The 19,996-nt window shown below is 34.2% G+C and carries 15 protein-coding genes; all 15 read left to right on the top strand.

The window, feature by feature from the left end:
* The first annotated feature begins 11 nt into the window (after window positions 1–11).
* Entirely contained in the window at window positions 12–1,529 is a 1,518-nt protein-coding gene (purF, locus tag GQ590_RS09340; protein ID WP_160408526.1) for an amidophosphoribosyltransferase, read from the top strand.
* 415 nt (window positions 1,530–1,944) lie between these two features.
* The gene (locus GQ590_RS09345) at window positions 1,945–4,638 is read left to right on the top strand and encodes an inverse autotransporter beta domain-containing protein (protein WP_160408528.1); all 2,694 of its coding nucleotides are present in this window, start codon (window positions 1,945–1,947) and stop codon (window positions 4,636–4,638) included.
* A 108-nt stretch (window positions 4,639–4,746) separates the two neighbouring features.
* Window positions 4,747–5,730: a hypothetical protein gene (locus GQ590_RS09350; RefSeq protein ID WP_160408530.1), complete on the top strand. Its 984-nt coding sequence runs from the start codon at window positions 4,747–4,749 to the stop codon at window positions 5,728–5,730.
* A 139-nt stretch (window positions 5,731–5,869) separates the two neighbouring features.
* A complete protein-coding gene (locus GQ590_RS09355; protein ID WP_160408532.1) occupies window positions 5,870–6,076 on the top strand; it encodes a YheU family protein in 207 nt (68 codons plus the stop codon).
* Window positions 6,077–6,161: 85 nt separating this feature from the next.
* The gene (gene crp, locus GQ590_RS09360) at window positions 6,162–6,791 is read left to right on the top strand and encodes a cAMP-activated global transcriptional regulator CRP (RefSeq protein WP_160408533.1); all 630 of its coding nucleotides are present in this window, start codon (window positions 6,162–6,164) and stop codon (window positions 6,789–6,791) included.
* A 50-nt stretch (window positions 6,792–6,841) separates the two neighbouring features.
* A complete protein-coding gene (locus tag GQ590_RS09365) occupies window positions 6,842–7,573 on the top strand; it encodes an isoprenyl transferase (protein ID WP_160408536.1) in 732 nt (243 codons plus the stop codon).
* Complete coding sequence (locus GQ590_RS09370; protein WP_160408538.1) at window positions 7,567–8,409, top strand: phosphatidate cytidylyltransferase; 843 nt, start codon at window positions 7,567–7,569, stop codon at window positions 8,407–8,409. Before GQ590_RS09365 ends, GQ590_RS09370 begins: the two co-directional genes overlap by 7 nt.
* Before the next feature lie 16 nt (window positions 8,410–8,425).
* The gene (gene rseP, locus GQ590_RS09375; protein ID WP_160422585.1) at window positions 8,426–9,742 is read left to right on the top strand and encodes an RIP metalloprotease RseP; all 1,317 of its coding nucleotides are present in this window, start codon (window positions 8,426–8,428) and stop codon (window positions 9,740–9,742) included.
* Between the two features lie 25 nt (window positions 9,743–9,767).
* Complete coding sequence (bamA, locus tag GQ590_RS09380) at window positions 9,768–12,191, top strand: outer membrane protein assembly factor BamA (RefSeq protein ID WP_160408542.1); 2,424 nt, start codon at window positions 9,768–9,770, stop codon at window positions 12,189–12,191.
* Between the two features lie 36 nt (window positions 12,192–12,227).
* Window positions 12,228–12,716 (top strand): OmpH family outer membrane protein, encoded by a 489-nt coding sequence (locus GQ590_RS09385; RefSeq protein ID WP_160408544.1) that lies wholly within the window; start codon window positions 12,228–12,230, stop codon window positions 12,714–12,716.
* Window positions 12,716–13,744, top strand: coding sequence for a UDP-3-O-(3-hydroxymyristoyl)glucosamine N-acyltransferase (gene lpxD / locus GQ590_RS09390; RefSeq protein ID WP_160408546.1), 1,029 nt, complete (start codon window positions 12,716–12,718; stop codon window positions 13,742–13,744). Before GQ590_RS09385 ends, lpxD begins: the two co-directional genes overlap by 1 nt.
* A 106-nt stretch (window positions 13,745–13,850) precedes the next feature.
* Window positions 13,851–15,152: a trigger factor gene (gene tig / locus GQ590_RS09395; RefSeq protein WP_160408549.1), complete on the top strand. Its 1,302-nt coding sequence runs from the start codon at window positions 13,851–13,853 to the stop codon at window positions 15,150–15,152.
* Between the two features lie 93 nt (window positions 15,153–15,245).
* Entirely contained in the window at window positions 15,246–15,848 is a 603-nt protein-coding gene (gene clpP, locus GQ590_RS09400; protein WP_065637162.1) for an ATP-dependent Clp endopeptidase proteolytic subunit ClpP, read from the top strand.
* Between the two features lie 19 nt (window positions 15,849–15,867).
* Complete coding sequence (gene clpX, locus GQ590_RS09405) at window positions 15,868–17,133, top strand: ATP-dependent protease ATP-binding subunit ClpX (protein ID WP_368669160.1); 1,266 nt, start codon at window positions 15,868–15,870, stop codon at window positions 17,131–17,133.
* A 190-nt stretch (window positions 17,134–17,323) separates the two neighbouring features.
* Window positions 17,324–19,759, top strand: coding sequence for an endopeptidase La (gene lon, locus GQ590_RS09410; protein ID WP_160408552.1), 2,436 nt, complete (start codon window positions 17,324–17,326; stop codon window positions 19,757–19,759).
* The last annotated feature ends 237 nt before the right edge of the window (window positions 19,760–19,996 follow it).

Below are 19,996 nucleotides of genomic sequence, written 5' to 3' on the forward strand. Positions count from 1 at the left end.
GTAACCATAGTATGTGTGGTGTTGTTGGTATTGTAGGATGTAGTACTGTTAATCAATCTATTTATGATGCATTGACTGTTTTACAACATCGAGGGCAAGATGCAGCAGGTATTGTGACTATCGATAACCAAAATCGCTTTCGTTTACGCAAAGCGAATGGTTTAGTCAAAGATGTGTTTCAAGAACATCATATGCAACGATTGCAAGGTAATTTAGGAATAGGACATATTCGGTACCCAACTGCAGGAAGTTCTAGCCCGTCCGAAGCACAACCCTTTTATGTCAATTCACCTTATGGTATCACGCTTGCTCATAATGGAAATTTAACTAATACTGATGAACTTAGGAATAAAGTATTTCAACTGGCAAAACGTCATGTTAATACAAATTCCGACTCTGAAGTTTTACTCAATATTTTTGCCAATGAACTCGATAAGTTTGCTACTTTTCCATTGACCGCCGATAATATCTTTAACGCAATACACAATGTTCACAGCATTATTAAAGGTGCATATGCTTGTGTTGCAATGATTATTGATCATGGGCTTGTTGCTTTTCGTGACCCTTATGGCATTCGCCCTTTGGTTATAGGAAAACGAATACTTGAAAACCAGAAAGTTGAATACATGGTTGCATCTGAAAGTGTTGCCTTAGATATTCTTGATTTTGAGTTGATACGTGATCTTGAACCGGGAGAAGCAATCTATATTACTCAAGATGGACAATTATATTCTAAGCAATGCTCTAATAATCCTCAATATTATCCATGCATTTTTGAATATGTCTATTTTGCAAGACCCGATTCGTTGATTAATGGCGTATCAGTTTATCAATCACGTATTGAAATGGGCAAAAAGCTAGGAGAAAAAATAGCTAAAGAATGGAAAGATATTGATATTGATGTAGTCATACCTATTCCCGAAACATCTTGCGATGCAGCTCTTGAAATCGCACGTATTTTAAACAAACCCTACCGGCAAGGGTTTGTTAAAAATCGCTATGTTGGTCGTACATTTATCATGCCTGGACAAATCGCTCGCAGATTATCAGTAAGAAGAAAGCTTAATGCTAATCGCATTGAATTTGAAGGTAAAAATGTACTTTTAATCGATGATTCTATTGTCAGAGGTACAACTTCAAAAGAAATTCTTGAAATGGTGCGTTCAGTTGGTGCAAAAAAAGTGTATTTAGCGTCAGCTGCGCCAGAAATTAGGCATCCAAATGTTTATGGTATTGATATGCCTGTTGCTAGTGAACTTATTGCTTATAATCGAACTGTTGACGAAATCGCCCAGGCTATAGGCGCTGATAAGCTCATTTTTCAAGATTTATCTGATTTAATTGATTCAATCACAGAACAAAATTCAGATATTCACCATTTGGAGTGTTCTGTTTTTGATGGAATATATGTTACTGGAGGAATTGATGATAGCTATTTATTATCACTCGAACAAAAAAGAAGTGAAAGTAAAAAATTGCTAACATCTAAAGAGTCAGAAAATTTAGAAATTTATAATGAAGGTCAATAACCCTCTATAAACAAAGAAAAACAAAGAAAAGTAAAGTAAAGAACAATAAAGATGCATAGAGGCCTAAAATACCAAATTTAGGCCTTTTTTATTGATGTAAAGTAATTTCATATAGCTTATTATTCTATAATATTCCCTAATTTATTAACAAAAACAGAAATGTCATTCAATTAACTCGTTATAATAAATTAAAAATTAGACAAAAATTTAAAAAATATCAAAAAATGGGAATAAATTATTTTGACATATTACATTTTTGTAATAAAATCACAAAAAATAAAATCTTTGTAAAGAAGGTTAAAGAAAATTAAACATTGAAAATAAATAGCCATGTTGATATTAGATAAAAATCAATTGATATTAGCCATGAGTTTTATGTTATGCATTTTATTAGTGAAATATAAGGAATATTAAGATGAAAAAGGATCTTAATTTAACAATTATCTGTACATTTGTAATCGCTACATTAGGATTGCAATCGGCCTATGCTACTGAATCTCAAGTATCGCAAATAGCAGTAGATAGTAATAAGGTAATTGATTTAAAAGATGGCGTAAAGGCTCGTGAAATGATTAACAACCAACCGCGTAGTCTTTATCAAATTGCGCTTTTAAGTGGTATTTCTATTTCTGAATTACGCACAATCAATGCAGGGCGTTTTGATGAAAAGGATTATGTTGACATTGGTGAGCATATACTCTTGCCTGAAAATTCGCCTTTATTACCTGTAATTAAAATACAAGATAACAAAAATGATAAACATGCTAACTTGCCTCAGTTAGGGTCAGATGATAACTATGATGTAAAAAAAGACAAAGATGCGCTTGCAAGTCAAGTTGCTTTAACATTGCAAACTTTAGCTAGTCAAGATTGGAAGCAATTAACCTCGTCAGATAATGGTGGTTTATCAGGGCAATTAAAAAACAGAGGTAAAGATTATGCAGAAAATTACATACGTAATAGTGTAAAAAACCAAGTTATTGAGCCTGCGCGCAATCTTGTACAGGACTTTTTAGGGCGTTTTGGTACGGCTCAAGTACAATTTGACGTAAGTGATAAAGGCGAATTTAATAACGTTAATCTAAAGTTATTTAGTCCATTGTATGATACTGAAAACACATTAATATTTAGTCAAATATCATTTCAAGAATATGAACATAATCGCCGAATAGGTAACTTTGGTATTGGTCAGCGTTGGGATGTTGCTGATAAAAAATGGTTACTTGGTTATAACGTATTTCTTGATCATGATTTCCAACGTTCGCATAATCGTTTAGGTATTGGTGCTGAAGCATGGACTGATTATATGAAGTTTGCAGCTAACTACTATCACCCTTTATCTGACTGGAAAGATTCTAAAGATTTTGATGATTATTTAGAGCGAGCAGCAAGAGGATTTGATATTCGATTCCAAGGTTATTTACCACAATACCCGCATTTAGGTGGCTCACTTATGTATGAACAATACTTTGGTGATAAAGTTGCTTTATTTGGTAAAGACAATCTGCAAAGAAATCCGAAAGCCATTACAGTAGGTATTGATTATACACCTGTCCCACTTTTCACTATTAAAGGCGAGCATAAAGTAGGTCAAAATAATAAAAAGGCAAGTAAAGCTGAATTAACGATGAACTATCGTATAGGCATTCCATTAAAAGATCAGTTAGATCCAGATATGGTTCAAGCTGCGCGCTCTTTAAAAGGTAGCCGTTATGATTTAGTTGACCGTAATAACTATATTGTTCTTGAATATAAAGAGAAAAAAATGTCTGTCGATTTAGGGCTTGAACAAACCCAGTTAATTGAAGGACAAGCTTACCCACTAACGATTAGTGTTCATAACGCTAAAAAATTATCAAGCTTAACATGGTCAGGTGACATGTTAGAAATTGATGCTAATGGTGGTTTTTTATGTGCAACAGCTGGAATCTGTAATGCGTCATCGTGGCTTAACCCGTCTGTTGATACAAATAATTGGAAAATTGTTGCACCTAGTTATGTAGACCAAAATGGCCAACGTCATCCAGTTAGTACAAATGGTAAATATTCTTTATCTGTGTCGATTACAGATGTGCGTGGTAAATCAGCTCAATCTAATGCAATTAGCTTTGAAGTATTGCCAGATCCTGCTATGCGTAAAGTGGGGGTATGGGCAGTTGATGCTTCAGGTAATAAAACCACAATGGCAACACAACAAGCAGATGGTTTGAGTCGAATAACGGTATTAGCAAGCCTTGTTAAACCTAAGATTTATAATGGTGCAATCAACACCGCTCAAGATGTAGACGGCTTTAGTGATAGTGAGGTAATGAATAGTGTACCTGACACATTTGAAGGTTTTGCTGCGCTATGGACAGCAACGAGTAATGGTAGAAATATACCATTAATTGATGGTACTTCAGGCACGGTTAATCAATGCCCTGGGCAACAGCCTTGCGTTATTGTGAGATCATTCGAAAAAGTTGCTAAAGGACAAACCGTTTCCTCAAATGCTTCAACTGCTGCAGGTCTAGATATGATTGGTGACAGTTACGTACTTGATGTTGCTTCAAATGTTTCAGGGATGATTAATTTTTCAATCTCGTTAGATAAATATGGTTTAGGAAAATCATTTAATGAAGCATCAATTGATTTTGTTGGTGGTAGTGCAGGTAATATCGAGGTTTGGAATGCTAATGGAGTATTAGTTGCGCAAAGTTCTGGCTCTTTACTTCAATTTGTGCCTGGCGGTCCAAATGAATGGCGGGTAGATAATGAATATTATGTCAAGGCGTTTTCTGTAGACGGCACACCAATTGCTAATCCATTTGTGATTTGGTCATTAGTCGGTTCAAATACAGAGGCTTGCCATGGTGCAGTAACTTCATTACCAAATGATGCTAAAAATCATCCTAATGGGCCATGGTTTAACGTCGCTATGGGTGAGAATGCTCACTATACCATAAAAGGTAAAAAGACAGGTAACTACAGTTATGCAACATCAGGCACTAGTATTGCAGCAGTTGCAGATGCACCAAGCCATTTGGATTTAACTCCACAGTCAGTTTCTGTTCCTGCATGTGCAGGGGATCAAGGGTTTAAATTACAAGTTGCAGTTTATAATAAATAAGGGGGTGATTACCGATTAGTATCGGTAATCTAAAAGGGATACACAACTTGATGTTGTGTTTATGTAAAATACAAAACGTTAGTTTGTAAAAAAATTAGGAAGTTAAACGTGAAAAATCTTACAATTAAAAAGGTTGCATTAGGTTTGTTTTTAGCTGGTTATGCCACAAGTAGCGCAATTGCGTTAGAAGCGTTAGAAACAACTACTAATGAAGTTATCCATGGTAATGCACCAATGATAAAAGCTATTGGAGGGTCGGCACCAGAACATGCTATGACTCTTATTGTCACAACTGATGCTGATGGTAAAACGCCTATTTCCTCAGTTAAACGTCAGAGAGTTCAAGTTGGTGATTATATTCACATAACTTATGATTTAGTGGATAAGGACGGTGATACAGATACTACTGGGGCGATGAAAGATACTTTAAAAGTTTATAAAGTGATGCCAGATGGAAAGGTTTCTCAAGTTAAAGTTTCGGCAGAAGATCATAGTACTTCGACGCAAGGTCACCTTTCTTTTAAAATAACAGATGACTTTGCAGGTGCTAAAACAATAGGTTATACAATTCAAGAGAAAACTAGTTACGGTTTACCAGATCATGGTCAATTTTTAATGGTAAGTGATATTTTTTCTTCTACCTCCCCTGCCGGCTCTGATAGCGAACAGACACCAACGGGCGATCATGGTCCAGGAGTTACACCAGAAGATCCTATCATTGGACCTATTATATCAAGCTCAGTACACGTTGGTATTTTCGGATATGATGATAAAGGTAAGTTAGATTTAAATAAAAACTATGCCAAAACTAACGATATCCCTAAATATGGTGAAAGCTATGAGGCTTATGTCTGGGCCGGAGATGCTGATAAACCTGCCGATGGCGTTAACTTAACCGGCGATTATTCTACCTATGAATGGAATCTAGATGATACATATGAAGGTGTTAAAGCTCAAGATAAAGTCAAAGGTATAGCAAGTGGGCTTAAAATTACGCTTGCCGATAGTAATAGTGATACGATGTACCAACATCCAAGTGTAATTTACAAAGCGGGTGGTCAAGGTTATAAGCTTAAGATTACTGTCCAATAATTTTAACTTTTTTCTGTGTAGTACAAAACCACTCTTCGGAGTGGTTTTTTTATTAAAAATAAACCATCACCTTGTTATGCTTCATATTATTTCAGCTTTACTATAAAATAACGACAATCTTTAATTTACCTTTATAAATATGATTATTCCTTGGCAAGATCTTGATCCGAAAACATTAAATAATTTAATTGAATACTTTGTATTGCGCGAAGGCACTGATTATGGTTTACAAGAAACATCACTACAAGAAAAGGTTAACAATGTTAAACTTCAATTAGAAAATGGAACGGTAGCCATATTTTGGTCTCAATTGTATGAAACAATTGATATAAAGCAAATAAAATGATAGCTAAAATGATTGTTTATATATGATTTATTGCGTAACTTTGTTATAGTGTTACTGTTGTAAATAAAATGGAGAGGTAGGTGTAATGATTGGTAAGCAACAATCGGATACAACATTAGAATGGTTTTTATCTCATTGCCATATTCATAAATATCCAGCTAAGAGTACCCTTATACACCAAGGCGAAAAAGCAGAAACTCTCTATTATATTTTAAAAGGTTCCGTAGCAGTATTGATTAAAGACGATGAAGGTAATGAAATGATTTTGTCATACTTAAATCGAAATCAGTTTTTGGGTGAATTAGGTCTTTTTGAAGAAAATACCGAGCGAAGTGCTTGGGTTAAAGCAAAAACAAGTTGTGAAGTGGCCGAAATTTCATACAAAAAATTTAAACAACTTATTCAAGTCAATCCTGATATTTTAATGCATCTTGCTAGCCAAATGGCAAGTCGATTACAAGTAACATCTGAAAAGGTGAGTAATTTGGCATTTTTAGACGTAGCAGGGCGCATTGCACAAACACTTTTAAATCTTGCTAAACAACCTGATGCAATGACACATCCCGAAGGTATGCAAATTAAAATTACACGGCAAGAAATAGGGCAAATTGTTGGCTGTTCACGTGAAACCGTTGGCCGAATTTTGAAAATGCTTGAAGATCAACATTTGATTTCTGCACACGGTAAAACGATTGTCGTTTATGGTACACGTTAATTGACAGAATAATAAATTGATAAAATGATTGATACAACACGAGATATTGCATGACTAAAGAAAGATGTATTCCAAGTCATGTTGCTATAATTATGGATGGCAATGGTCGTTGGGCGCAAGAGCGTAATCAATTGCGTGCTATCGGCCATCGAGCAGGCTTAAAAGCTGTGCGAAAAATTGTTGCTTATGCAGCAAGTTTAAAAATAAAAGTTCTTACTTTATATGCTTTTAGTAGCGAAAACTGGAAACGCCCAGCTAACGAGGTTTCAGCCTTAATTTCTCTGTTTATTTATGCGTTAAATCGAGAAATAAAAAACTTGCATAAAAATAATATCCGTTTAAATATTATCGGTGATATTTCTTGCTTTAGCGAACATTTACAAAACTTGATTGTTTGTGCACAAAATTTAACTAAAAATAATTCTGGTCTTGTACTTAATATAGCCGCTAATTATGGTGGTCGTTGGGATATTTTACAATCTGCAAAAAAAATGGCTATGCAATTTAAAAACGGACAAATCACTTTAGATCAAATGACAGAAGAACGTTTTGGCTCGGCAATGAGTATGAGCAAATTGCCTGAAGTTGATTTAGTTATTCGTACTGGTGGTGAATACCGAATCAGTAATTTTTTGTTATGGCAAATTGCTTATTCTGAGCTCTATTTTACTGATACTTTATGGCCTGATTTCGACCAAAATTTATTTGATGAAGCAATTAATATATTTAATACTAGAGAACGACGTTTTGGTGGTATTCATAATAAGGAACTTACATGTTAATCCATCGTATACTTGCAGCAATAGTACTAATTCCCCTCGTAATAGTGGTGCTTTTTTTTGTTCCATTATCTCTATTTTCTTTAACGGTTATTTTAGTTTGTGGATTAGCAGCGTGGGAGTGGACTCAGTTTTTGAATATTACTAACAAGTATTTAAAGCCAATATTTGCTCTTTCAATCGTTATTTTATTAAGTTTACTTTATTTTATTCCAAATTCAATTGAATTAAAAATAAAGCTATATACCGTCATTTTATCTTTATCAATCATATGGTGGTTAATTGCTTTGTTTTTAGTGGTTAGTTACCCTGCGACGACTAAATATTGGTGTAATTCAATTGTTATTAAATTATTGTTTGCTTTTTTTACACTAGTGCCATTTTTTATTGGTATGGTTAAATTAAGATCAATTAACTATAATTCTAATTTTTATGCAGGCGCAATTTGGTTGCTTTATGTCTTTATGCTAGTATGGGCAACAGATACAGGGGCTTATTTTGTAGGGCGAGCGTTTGGTAAGTGCAAATTAGCAGCAAAAGTCTCACCCGGTAAAACGGTAGAAGGCTTTATTGGTGGCTTTATTTTTGCAATGGGAATTAGTGTAATAATTTATATGATAAACCTATTTGATATTGCATTTAATGTGTTTTTTATTAGCTCTTTGTTAGCAATTTTAGTTTCAGTATTAGGTGACTTAACAGAAAGTATGTTTAAGCGTGAAGCCGGTATTAAAGATAGTGGTCACTTAATTCCTGGACATGGCGGTATTTTAGACCGCATTGATAGTTTAACTGCGGCAGTTCCTGTATTTGTTGCTTTATCTTTTTACTTATTATAAAAGGTGTTAGACTTTGTTGTGGTCGCTGTTATTATTTGTTGTTACCATGGGTATATTAGTTACCATTCATGAGCTTGGACATTTTTGTGCTGCGCGCTTATGTAAGGTTCACGTTGAATGTTTTTCAATAGGCTTTGGTAAAAAACTGTGGTCTCATAAATTTTTAAGTGGAACCGAATTGGTAATAGCTATGATTCCACTCGGCGGTTATGTTAAAATGCTTGATGGTAGGGCAACAGAATTATCAAGCAATAATGAAAAGTTTGCATTTGATAGAAAAAAGATTTGGCAAAAAGCGGTAATTATTATTGCAGGTCCATTTGCTAATTTTGTATTAGCATTAATTGTCTATTGGATTATTTTTTTGATAGGGGTAACAGTTTATCCAGTTAAAATAAAAGATGTAATACCTAATACACCGGCTGCTACAGTAGCAATTCCTGTCGGTGCTGAATTGAAAACTATTGATAATATCAAAATAGAAACATGGAATGATGTTAATTTAGCTTTAATTACAGCAATGGGGAAATCTAATGTAACTTTATCTTATATTGATAATATAGATGGCCGTGTTCAAAAAGAAGTTAAAAAAAGTATCGATATTAATAATTGGTATTTTGATGTAGAAAAAAAATCAGCTATTACTGCATTCGGATTTGTTCCCAAGGAGCTAGAAATTTATCCAATTGTGAGCAAAATTGTATCGGGATCAGCAGCAGAGCAAGCCGGATTACGTGTTGGTGATAAAATTATCGGTTATAATACTCAATCATATGTAGATTGGAACGATTTTTCCAATACCATTAAAAAAGCTCAAGCAATGACGTTACAGATTAATCGAGAAAATAAAGATATTTATCTTAAACTTGTGCCAACTATTGGTATAGATGGAAAAGGCGTTGCTGGTTTGTATCCCACAACCGATACAAAAGTTTTGCAGTATGGTTTTTTAGAAGGTTTTAATAAAGGTATGGCGCAAACTGTGTTAACCACAAAGTTAACTGTTCATTCGCTTTATCAACTAGCAACAGGTGTTATTGGCCTGCAACATTTATCAGGACCAATAACAATAGCAAAAAGCGCAGGGCAAACGGCAAGTTATGGTATTACTCCTTACTTATATTTTCTAGCTTTTATTAGTATAAGTTTAGGCGTTATCAATCTTGTTCCATTACCTATATTAGACGGCGGACACCTTGTTTTTTTATTATTTGAAAAGATAAAAGGCAAAGCCTTATCAAATAAAGCACAAGAGCGTTTTTTTCGTATTGGGTTTGTTTTATTAATGGTAATAATGGGAATTGCGCTATTTAATGATATTTTACGATTGTGATGGGATGAGGTTATAAACATTTACGATGAAAATAAATAAATTACTAATAGCATCTTTGCTGTTCGGTACTACAGCTGTATATAGTTCCAATGCATTTTGTATTGATGATTTTGTAGTAAAAGATATTGAATTTGACGGTTTGCAGCGTGTAACTGTTGGGGCTGCATTACTTGAAATGCCAATCCAAGTTGGTGACTATGTTAATGAGGCTGATTTAGGTCGCATTGTCAAATCACTTTATTCTAGCGGTAATTTTGATAATATTACTGTTTCTCGTGATGGGGATCGGCTAATTATTCATGTTGAAGAACGCCCTACTATTGCTAGTATAACTTTTTCTGGTAATAAATCAGTTAAAGATGACATGCTTAAAAAAAACCTAGATAGTTCTGGTATTCGTGAAGGCGAAGCGTTAGATCGTACCATGCTTTCAGGCATAGAAAAGGGCTTAGAAGATTTTTATTACAGTGTTGGTAAATACAATGCTCAGATTAAAGCTGTTGTAACTCCGTTATCTCGTAATCGTGTCGATTTAAAATTAGTTGTTGCTGAAGGTAAATCAGCATTAATCGATCAGATTAATATTGTTGGTGCTAAAGCTTTTTCGTCAGAAGAACTTATTTCGCGTTTTACTTTGCGTGATGAGGTGCCTTGGTGGAATATGCTTGGCGATCGTAAATATCAAAAACAAAAATTAGCCTCGGATCTAGATGAATTGCAAAGTTTTTACTTAAACCGTGGTTATGCTCGTTTTAATATAGAGTCAACACAAGTCAGCTTAACACCAGATAAAAAAGGCATTTACGTTACAATCAATATTCATGAAGGCGAGCAGTATAAGTTATCTCAACTTGAATTGATGGGTAATTTTGCAGGTCATAAAGAAGCAATTACCAAAATTGCTAATGAAAAAGTCTCAATTGGTGAACTTTATAATGGTAAAAAAATTACCGAAATTGAAGATAATGTTAAGCGTTTGTTGGCTAATTTTGGCTATGCATATCCTAGAGTGTCAATCCAGCCTGAAATGAATGATGCAGAACATACTGTTAAGTTAGTCGTGTTTGTTGATGTAGGGGAACGCTTTTATGTTCATAATATTAAAATAGTCGGTAATACCGTAACAAGCGAAAGCGTAATCCGCCGTGAACTTCGACAAATGGAGGGCGCTTGGTTAAGTAATGGATTAGTTGAGTTAGGTAAAGAACGTTTAAATCGGCTTGGTTTTTTCGATACGGTTGAGGCAAATACCGAGCGAGTGGCAGGATTTGATGATCAAGTTGATATTATTTATAAAGTTGCTGAACGTAATACAGGTAGTATTAAATTTGGTGTTGGTATAGGTTCTGATAGTGGTGTTAGTTTTAATGCTGGTATTTCTCAAGACAACTGGTTAGGTACTGGTAATAGTGTTTCATTTGATGTTAACACTACAGATACTGATAAAACTGCGTCTGTTTCTATCGTTAATCCTTATTTTACCGTTGATGGTGTAAGTCTAGGTGGCAGTATTTATTATAATACCTATAAAAATGACGATAAAGATGATGAGTCAGAATATTCAAGTAAAACTTGGGGGGCATCGGCTAATTTAGGATTCCCAATTAGTGAAAATAATTTTGTTCGTTTTGGAACTGAATATGCCAACCATAAGTTATCCGATATGCAAGCGCAATACGGCATGTGGCGTTATTTTAACTCTATGGGTGAAAACCTTAAAGATAAAAATTCTGTTTCTTTTAAGACGGATGATTTATTATTAAATGCTTATTGGACATATAACTCTTTAGACCGTGGATTTTTTCCTACTGATGGACTTAAAATGACTACGAGTGCTAAAGTTTCAGTTCCAGTGTTTGATAATCGATTCTATAAATTAGTTTCAGATCTATCTTACTATTATCCTATTGATAATGACCATAACTGGGTTTTCTTAACTCGTGCTCGATTAGGTTATGGCGGTGGTTTCGGTGGTAAAGAATTGCCTTTTTACGAAAACTTCTATGCGGGTGGGGCATCAGTATTACGTGGGTTTAAATCAAATACTGTTGGTCCTAAAGCAGTATACCTTAATAAAAGAGGCGTTTGTGATAGCTTAGATAACACATTAGGATGTACAAAATCAAAAGATGCTGTAGGTGGTAATGCGATAGCCTTTGCAAGTACAGAGCTGATTGTTCCAACGCCATTTGCTAGTGAGAAATATGCTGATAATATCAGAACATCACTGTTTTTTGATGCAGGTACTGTATGGGATACTAAATGGAATTTGAAAGGTAATAATATTCCTGATTATAGTTCTCCATCAGATATCAGAATGTCCACGGGGCTTGCTGTGCAATGGATGTCGCCATTAGGTCCTTTGGTCTTTTCTTACGCTCAACCACTTAAAAAGTATAATGGTGATTCAGCGCAACAATTCCAATTTAATATAGGCTCTACATGGTAATTCCATGTTATAAATAAAAATAAATAGGTGATTAAAGTGAAAAAAATTATATCTGTTCTTGGCGTTAGTCTAGCATTGCTTTTTTCAAGTTTTGCAAATGCTGAAGTGAAAATTGGAGTAGTTGATGTTATGGGGGTATTACAACGTATGCCTCAACGGGAATCTGTCGCTAAAGCATTAGATAGTGAATTTGAAGAGAGAGCTAAGTCGTTACAAGCTGAAGAAAAACAAGCTAGTGAAGCGGCTGCCCATCTAAAAAAAGATGGTCTAACATTATCTTCTTCTGAAAAAAGTAAATTAAATAAAATAATTTCTGATTTTGAAAATAAAGCTAAGGCATTTTCTGTTGATTATCAAAAACGTCAAAAAGAAGAATTTGGCAAATTATTAACTAAAATCCAAGAAGCCGTAAAAGATATTGTTGAAACAGAAAAATACGATATCATTTTAAGTGCTGAAACTACATTATCAGCTTCAGATGCGGTTAATATTTCAGATAAAGTATTGGAAAAGGTTAAAAAATAATGTTGGCTTGTCGTTTAGAGCAACTAGCTAAGCATCTTGATGCGCAATTACATGGTGATGGTGATTTAATGATCACCGGTATAGCATCAATGAAAAGTGCAGTATCAGGGCAAGTTACTTTTTTGTCTGACAAAAAATTACAAAATCATTTATTAGAATGCAAAGCATCTGCTGTAGTTTTAACAGAAGAGAGCCTTAAACATTGGCATGGTGCGGCACTTATTGTAAAAGATCCATATCTTGCCTACGCAAAATTAGCCCAGTTTCTTGATAGCACACCAAATCCAGCTAAAGATATAGCTCCTTCATCAGTAATTGATCTAACAGCACAATTGGGTAAAAATATTTCAGTAGGTGCTAATGCAGTTATCGAAAGTGGCGTCGTATTAGGCGATAATTGTATTATTGGCGCCGGTTGTTTTGTTGGTAAAAATACAACAATTGGTGCCGGTACAAAATTATGGGCTAATGTCTCTATCTACCATAATTGTGTTATTGGTGAAAATTGTTTAATCCAATCAGGAACTGTAATTGGTGCAGATGGATTTGGTTATGCTAATGATAAAGGTAAATGGATTAAAATCCCTCAATTAGGTCGTGTTGTTATAGGTAATAATGTCGAAATTGGGGCATCAACAACAATTGATCGTGGTGCTCTTGATGATACTATTATTGGAAATGGCGTTATTATTGATAATCAATGTCAGATTGCTCATAACGATATTATTGGTGATCATACCGCTGTTGCTGGTGGCGTTATTATGGCGGGAAGCTTAACTATTGGCCGTCATTGTTTAATTGGTGGTGCTAGTGTTATAAATGGGCATATGGAAATATGTGATAAAGTTACTGTAACAGGTATGGGAATGGTGATGCGTCCAATTACACAGCCAGGCGTTTATTCATCAGGCATTCCATTGCAGGAAAATAAAGTATGGCGAAAAACAGCGTCATTAGTTTTACATATTGATGAAATGAATAAACGTTTAAAGACACTTGAGAAGAAACAATTAAATGTCTCGACGTAGAGGATTGCGGTCGGTATAATGCATGCCTATTTTTTAATTTTTTAGCTCAGTTATCGTTTTTATATAATTATGGGCAGATAATATACAATAATTTCGAGGTATAAAGATGCAAGTTTCGGTAGAAACAACACAAGGGTTAGGTCGACGTTTATCAATTACAATTGAATCAGAAAGCATTCAAAAAGCGGTTGATAAAGAGCTTATTAATACCGCCAAAAAAGTGCGTATTGATGGTTTTCGTAAAGGAAAAGTTCCTTTGAAAATTGTTGAGCAACGTTATGGTGCTTCTATTTTGCAAGATGCATTAAGTGACTTAATGCAACGGAATTTTATTGAAGCAATTATTCAAGAAAAGTTAAACCCAGTGGGTGCCCCAACTTATATTCCTCAAGAGTATAAAAATGGTGAAGATTATACTTTTACTGTTGAATTTGAAGTCTATCCAGAAATCAAAGTTGAAAATTTAGATAAAATTGAAGTTGAAAAACCTGTTGCCGAAGTTACAGATGCTGATGTTGAAACAATGATCGAGACTTTACGTAAACAACAAGGTAGTTGGAAAATCGTTGATCAAACTGCGAAAGAACAAAATCGTGTAACATTAGATTTTTTAGGAAAAGTCGATGGTGTTGAATTTGAAGGTGGTAAAGCAGACAATTTTGCACTAGTGTTAGGCCAAGGTCGAATGATTCCGGGATTTGAAGATGCAATTATTGGTCATAAAGTAGGTGATCAGTTTGATATTAATGTGACTTTCCCAGAAGATTATCATGCTGAAAATTTAAAAGGTAAACCAGCTATATTTGCAGCAACACTTAAAAAAGTCGAAGAGCTTGAATTACCTGAACTTACAAAGGATGTTATTAAGCGCTTTGGTATTGTTGATGGCACAGTCGAAAGTCTACGAGCAGAAGTTCGTAAGAATATGGCAAGAGAGCTTAATGCAACAATCCGTAATAAAATTAAAGTACAAGCAATTGATGGTTTAGTTAAAAATAATGAAATTGATATACCTAATGCACTAATTGACCGTGAAGTTGACGTATTACGCCAACAAGCAGTATCTCGTTTTGGCGGTAATGTAAAACAAAATATAGCGTTGCCAAAAGAATTATTTGAAGCTGAGGCTAAAAAACGGGTTGCAACAGGATTACTATTTAGTCAAATCATTGAAAGTAATAAATTAGCTGCGGATGAATCGCGTGTTCAGGCATTAATTGACGAAATTGCAACTGCATATGAAGATCCAAAAGAGGTTTTAGAATATTATCGTAAAGATAAAAAAGCAATGGATAATATTCGATCTGTAGCATTAGAAGATCAAGTTGTCGATCTATTATTAGCTAGCGCAAAAATAACAGAAAAGAATTATTCATTTTCTGAATTAATGAACCAGCAAATAGCCTAATTTATTTGCTTTTCTATTTAATTTTAAAGAATTACTTTAAAGCCCAAATAAGGATTGTCTGTTTGGGCTATTTTATTTAATTAGGAGATAAAAATGCCTTTAGAATCATATATGGGTGTTATTCCAATGGTTGTTGAGCAAAGCTCTCGTGGTGAACGAGCTTATGATATTTACTCACGATTATTAAAAGAACGAGTTATATTTTTGACTGGTCAAGTTGAAGATAATATGGCAAATCTTATTATTGCTCAAATGCTATTTCTAGAAGCGGAAAATCCTGATAAAGATATCTATTTGTATATTAATTCACCTGGTGGTGTTGTGACAGCAGGCATGGCTATTTATGACACAATGCAATTTATAAAACCTGATGTTAGTACAATTTGTTTGGGACAAGCGTGTTCAATGGGGTCATTGCTTTTAACTGCTGGTGCTAAAGGTAAACGTTATTGCTTACCTAATGCGAGAGTAATGATTCATCAGCCATTAGGTGGTTTCCAAGGTCAGGCTTCAGATATCCAAATACATGCACAAGAAATTTTGCAGGTAAAACATCGCTTAAATAATATTTTAGCAATGCACACCGGTCAAGATATTAGTGTGATTGAAAAAGATACCGACCGTGATAATTTTATGTCAGCTGATAAAGCGGTTGAATATGGTTTAGTTGATGCCATATATAGTAAACGATCTTAATTTTGGATAGGTGGTAAAAGTGAATAAAGAAAGTTCAGAAAAATTACTCTATTGTACTTTTTGTGGTAAAAGTGAGCATGAAGTTCGTAAACTTATTGCTGGCCCGTCATCTATTTATATTTGTAATGAATGTATAAGACTATGTAATGATATCTTAAAAGAAGAGACAAAAAGTTTTCGCTCTCATGAAGAGTTTATTAGTAAACCGTTACCGACCCCACACGAAATTAGAGAGCATCTTGATGAATATGTAATTGGTCAAGAACGAGCAAAAAAAGTTTTGTCTGTGGCAGTTTATAATCATTACAAACGATTACGGAGTTATGCGAGCCACAGTGATGTTGAATTGAGCAAAAGTAATATTTTGCTTATAGGACCTACAGGTAGCGGTAAAACATTATTAGCTGAAACATTAGCTCGTTTTTTAGATGTGCCTTTTGCAATGGCAGATGCTACAACATTAACTGAAGCTGGCTATGTCGGTGAAGATGTTGAAAATATTATTCAAAAACTATTACAGAATTGTGATTATGATATTGAAAAAGCACAAAGAGGCATTATTTATGTTGATGAAATTGATAAAATTTCACGAAAATCAGATAATCCATCTATCACTAGAGATGTATCAGGTGAAGGAGTGCAACAGGCTTTATTGAAAATTATTGAAGGGACTATTACTTCAGTTCCTCCAAAAGGTGGACGTAAACATCCTCAACAAGAATTTTTACAAGTTGATACATCAAAAATACTGTTTATTTGTGGCGGTGCATTTAGTGGTTTGGATAAAGTTATCGAAAATCGCGTATCAACTAACACAGGAATAGGCTTTGGTGCTGATGTAAAAAGTACCAAAAATAAAGTTTCCGAATCTGAATTATTAGCACAAATTGAGGTCGAAGACTTAGTCAAGTTCGGTTTAATTCCTGAATTTATAGGTAGATTACCCGTTATTGGTACATTGTCTGAACTAGATAAAAATGCCTTAATTAGTATTTTAACTGAGCCTAAAAATGCGTTGACTAAACAATTTCAAACTTTAATTAAGTTAGATAATGTTGAACTTGAGTTTACTAAAGAGGCATTGGATGCTATTGCTGTAAAAGCAATGCAAAGAAAAACAGGAGCGCGAGGGTTGCGTTCTATTGTGGAAAATATATTATTAGACACCATGTATGATTTACCATCAATGACCACTATTAAAAAAGTAATTGTAGATAAAGAAACAGTTGAACGATCTCAATCGCCTAAATTAGTATCTCTTGAAAATACTGAACTTTCTGCTTAAATACAAGCTTGCCATCATAAACATGATGGCAACAACGATAATCCCAACTATTATTAGAGTAAAGTTCTCATAAATATTGTCAATCTGTTCTTGAAATAATATATTTTAAAATCCAAAAAGATAGGCTTGAATATCTAAAAATAACCCCAATATTGAACAAATGGATTTATGCTACATAAGAGAGAATGAAATGAAAATGACACGAACTAAACACATGACTATGCCTATTTTACCATTGCGTGATGTTGTTGTATTTCCACATATGGTAATCCCTCTCTTTGTGGGTAGAAGTAAATCAATACGTTGCCTAGAAAAAGCAATGGAAATGGATAAGCAGGTCCTTCTTGTAACTCAAAAAAATCCTTCTTTAGATGATCCTGATATAGATGATTTATATGAAGTTGGAACAGTGGCTAATGTTTTACAGTTACTTCAATTACCTGATGGAACAGTAAAGGTTCTAGTTGAGGGGATTGAACGGGCTAAAGTAGTTGATGCTGTTGAAAAGGAAGGCGATGAATTTTTTATTGCCGAAGTTAAGCCATTAAGCGAAGTAAAAAAAACTGATAATATAAGTGAAGCTATGATTCGCTTAACTTTATCTAATTTTGATGAATACTCAAAGCTTAACAAAAAAGTAACTCAGGAAGTTGTTGATTCTATTCATTTATTAAAAGCGCCATCTCATATAGCTGATTCTATTGCAGCCACGCTATTTTTAAAAGTCGAACAAAAACAAGATATTTTAGTGACAGCTAATCTTGTAAAACGTTTTGAGTTGCTTATTTCCTTGATGGAATCTGAAATTGATTTACTACAAGTCGAGAAAAATATACGGCAACGTGTTAAACAGCAAATGGAAAAAGCTCAAAAAGAATATTATCTCAACGAGCAAATTAAAGCTATTCATAAAGAGTTAGGTGATATAGATAATAAACCTGATGAATATGAAGAGTTAAAAGAAAAGATTACCAAAGCTAAAATGTCAAAAGAGGCTACAGACAAAGCATTATCTGAGCTGAATAAACTAAAAATGATGCCAGCAATGTCTGCTGAAGCGACAGTTGTTCGAAGTTATATCGATTGGATGATTCAAGTTCCTTGGTATAAACGTAGTAAAGTTAAAAACAATATTGAAGGCGCACAAAAAGTTTTAGATAAAGATCATTATGGTCTTGAACGTGTAAAAGATAGAATTTTAGAATATTTAGCGGTTCAAGGCCGTGTTAATAAAGTTAAAGGTCCTATTTTATGTTTAGTTGGACCTCCTGGAGTGGGTAAAACGTCGCTAGGGCAATCGATAGCTAAAGCAACAGGACGGCAGTATATTCGAATGGCTTTAGGTGGTGTGCGTGATGAGGCTGAGATTCGTGGACATAGACGGACTTATATTGGTTCAATGCCGGGAAAATTAATTCAACGAATGACAAAAGTAGGTGTTAAAAACCCATTATTTTTATTAGATGAAATTGATAAGATGGCATCGGATATGCGAGGAGACCCCGCATCGGCATTATTAGAAGTCCTTGATCCAGAACAAAATAACTCTTTTAGCGACCATTATTTAGAAGTTGATTATGATTTATCGGATGTAATGTTTGTTGCAACTGCTAACTCTATGAATATTCCTGCTCCATTATTAGATAGAATGGAAGTTATTCGTCTATCTGGTTATACCGAAGATGAAAAGGTGAATATAGCTAAGCAACATTTGATTACTAAGCAGATGGAAAATAATGGTTTAAAGTCAAAAGAAATTAGTATTGATGATTCAGCTATTATTGGTATCATTCGTTACTATACTCGAGAAGCAGGTGTACGAAGTTTAGAACGAGAGATTGCAAAAATTTGCCGCAAAGTTGTTAAAAAATTAGTGTTAGATAGCAAATTGAAAAAAGTCACTGTCACACAAGATAACTTAAAAGATTTCTTGGGAGTGCAGCGTTTTGATTATGGAAAAACAGATAACGAAAATCGAATTGGCCAGGTTATTGGCCTTGCTTGGACAGAAGTAGGCGGAGACTTACTTACTATTGAATCAGTAAGTGTATTAGGTAAAGGAAAATTAACCTATACAGGTTCATTAGGTGATGTTATGCAAGAATCAATTCAAACGGCATTGACAGTTGTTCGATCTCGTGCTGAAAAATTGGGTATTAATAGTGATTTTTATGAGAAGCGTGATATTCATGTGCATGTACCAGATGGTGCAACGCCGAAAGATGGGCCTAGCGCAGGTATTGCAATGTGTACTTCATTAATTTCAACATTAACCGGTAATCCTGTTCGTTCTGATGTGGCTATGACTGGAGAAATAACATTACGTGGCGAAGTCTTACCTATTGGTGGGTTAAAAGAAAAGTTACTAGCAGCACATCGCGGTGGAATTAAAACTGTATTAATTCCAATGGATAATGTTAAAGACTTGGAAGAAATTCCAGATAATGTCAAATCTGAAATTGATATACATCCAGTGAAATGGATTGATGATGTGCTTACAATTGCATTACAAAACAATCCATTTGGTATTGAACCAATAGGTGAAAAAATGACATTAAAACAACCAACTAAAAAATCTATAAAGAAGTTAAAAAGTAGTGTTGGTAATCCTGCTAGCTTAAATTAATTCTTTTTAGATTAGAAAAAGATCAACTTTAAGTTGATCTCAGATTAATGACAAACCTCGATATAATTCGGGGTTTATTTTTTTATTTAAATCATAAACAGGCTTTTTAATTAGGATTTTATTAAATACATTAAAAAACAGCCTAAAAAAACGTAACAAAAATAGCTTTATCGCTATTTTCTTGATATTTTGAGCTGTTGCGGCCAATAAACACTGCATTTGAACCTGTGCTCTTCC

It is taken from the genome of Gilliamella sp. Lep-s35, from assembly GCF_009795845.1.
GTDB lineage: Bacteria > Pseudomonadota > Gammaproteobacteria > Enterobacterales > Orbaceae > Gilliamella.

Bases quoted from the DNA above. Each gene is read 5' to 3' on its own strand.
- lon (WP_160408552.1), top strand. From the start codon at position 17,324: ATGAAAATGACACGAACTAAACACATGACTATGCCTATTTTACCATTG.
- purF (WP_160408526.1), top strand. From the start codon at position 12: ATGTGTGGTGTTGTTGGTATTGTAGGATGTAGTACTGTTAATCAATCT.
- crp (WP_160408533.1), top strand. From the start codon at position 6,162: ATGATTGGTAAGCAACAATCGGATACAACATTAGAATGGTTTTTATCT.
- lpxD (WP_160408546.1), top strand. From the start codon at position 12,716: ATGTTGGCTTGTCGTTTAGAGCAACTAGCTAAGCATCTTGATGCGCAA.
- GQ590_RS09355 (WP_160408532.1), top strand. From the start codon at position 5,870: ATGATTATTCCTTGGCAAGATCTTGATCCGAAAACATTAAATAATTTA.
- GQ590_RS09365 (WP_160408536.1), top strand. From the start codon at position 6,842: ATGACTAAAGAAAGATGTATTCCAAGTCATGTTGCTATAATTATGGAT.
- tig (WP_160408549.1), top strand. From the start codon at position 13,851: ATGCAAGTTTCGGTAGAAACAACACAAGGGTTAGGTCGACGTTTATCA.
- clpP (WP_065637162.1), top strand. From the start codon at position 15,246: ATGCCTTTAGAATCATATATGGGTGTTATTCCAATGGTTGTTGAGCAA.
- GQ590_RS09370 (WP_160408538.1), top strand. From the start codon at position 7,567: ATGTTAATCCATCGTATACTTGCAGCAATAGTACTAATTCCCCTCGTA.
- bamA (WP_160408542.1), top strand. From the start codon at position 9,768: ATGAAAATAAATAAATTACTAATAGCATCTTTGCTGTTCGGTACTACA.
- GQ590_RS09345 (WP_160408528.1), top strand. From the start codon at position 1,945: ATGAAAAAGGATCTTAATTTAACAATTATCTGTACATTTGTAATCGCT.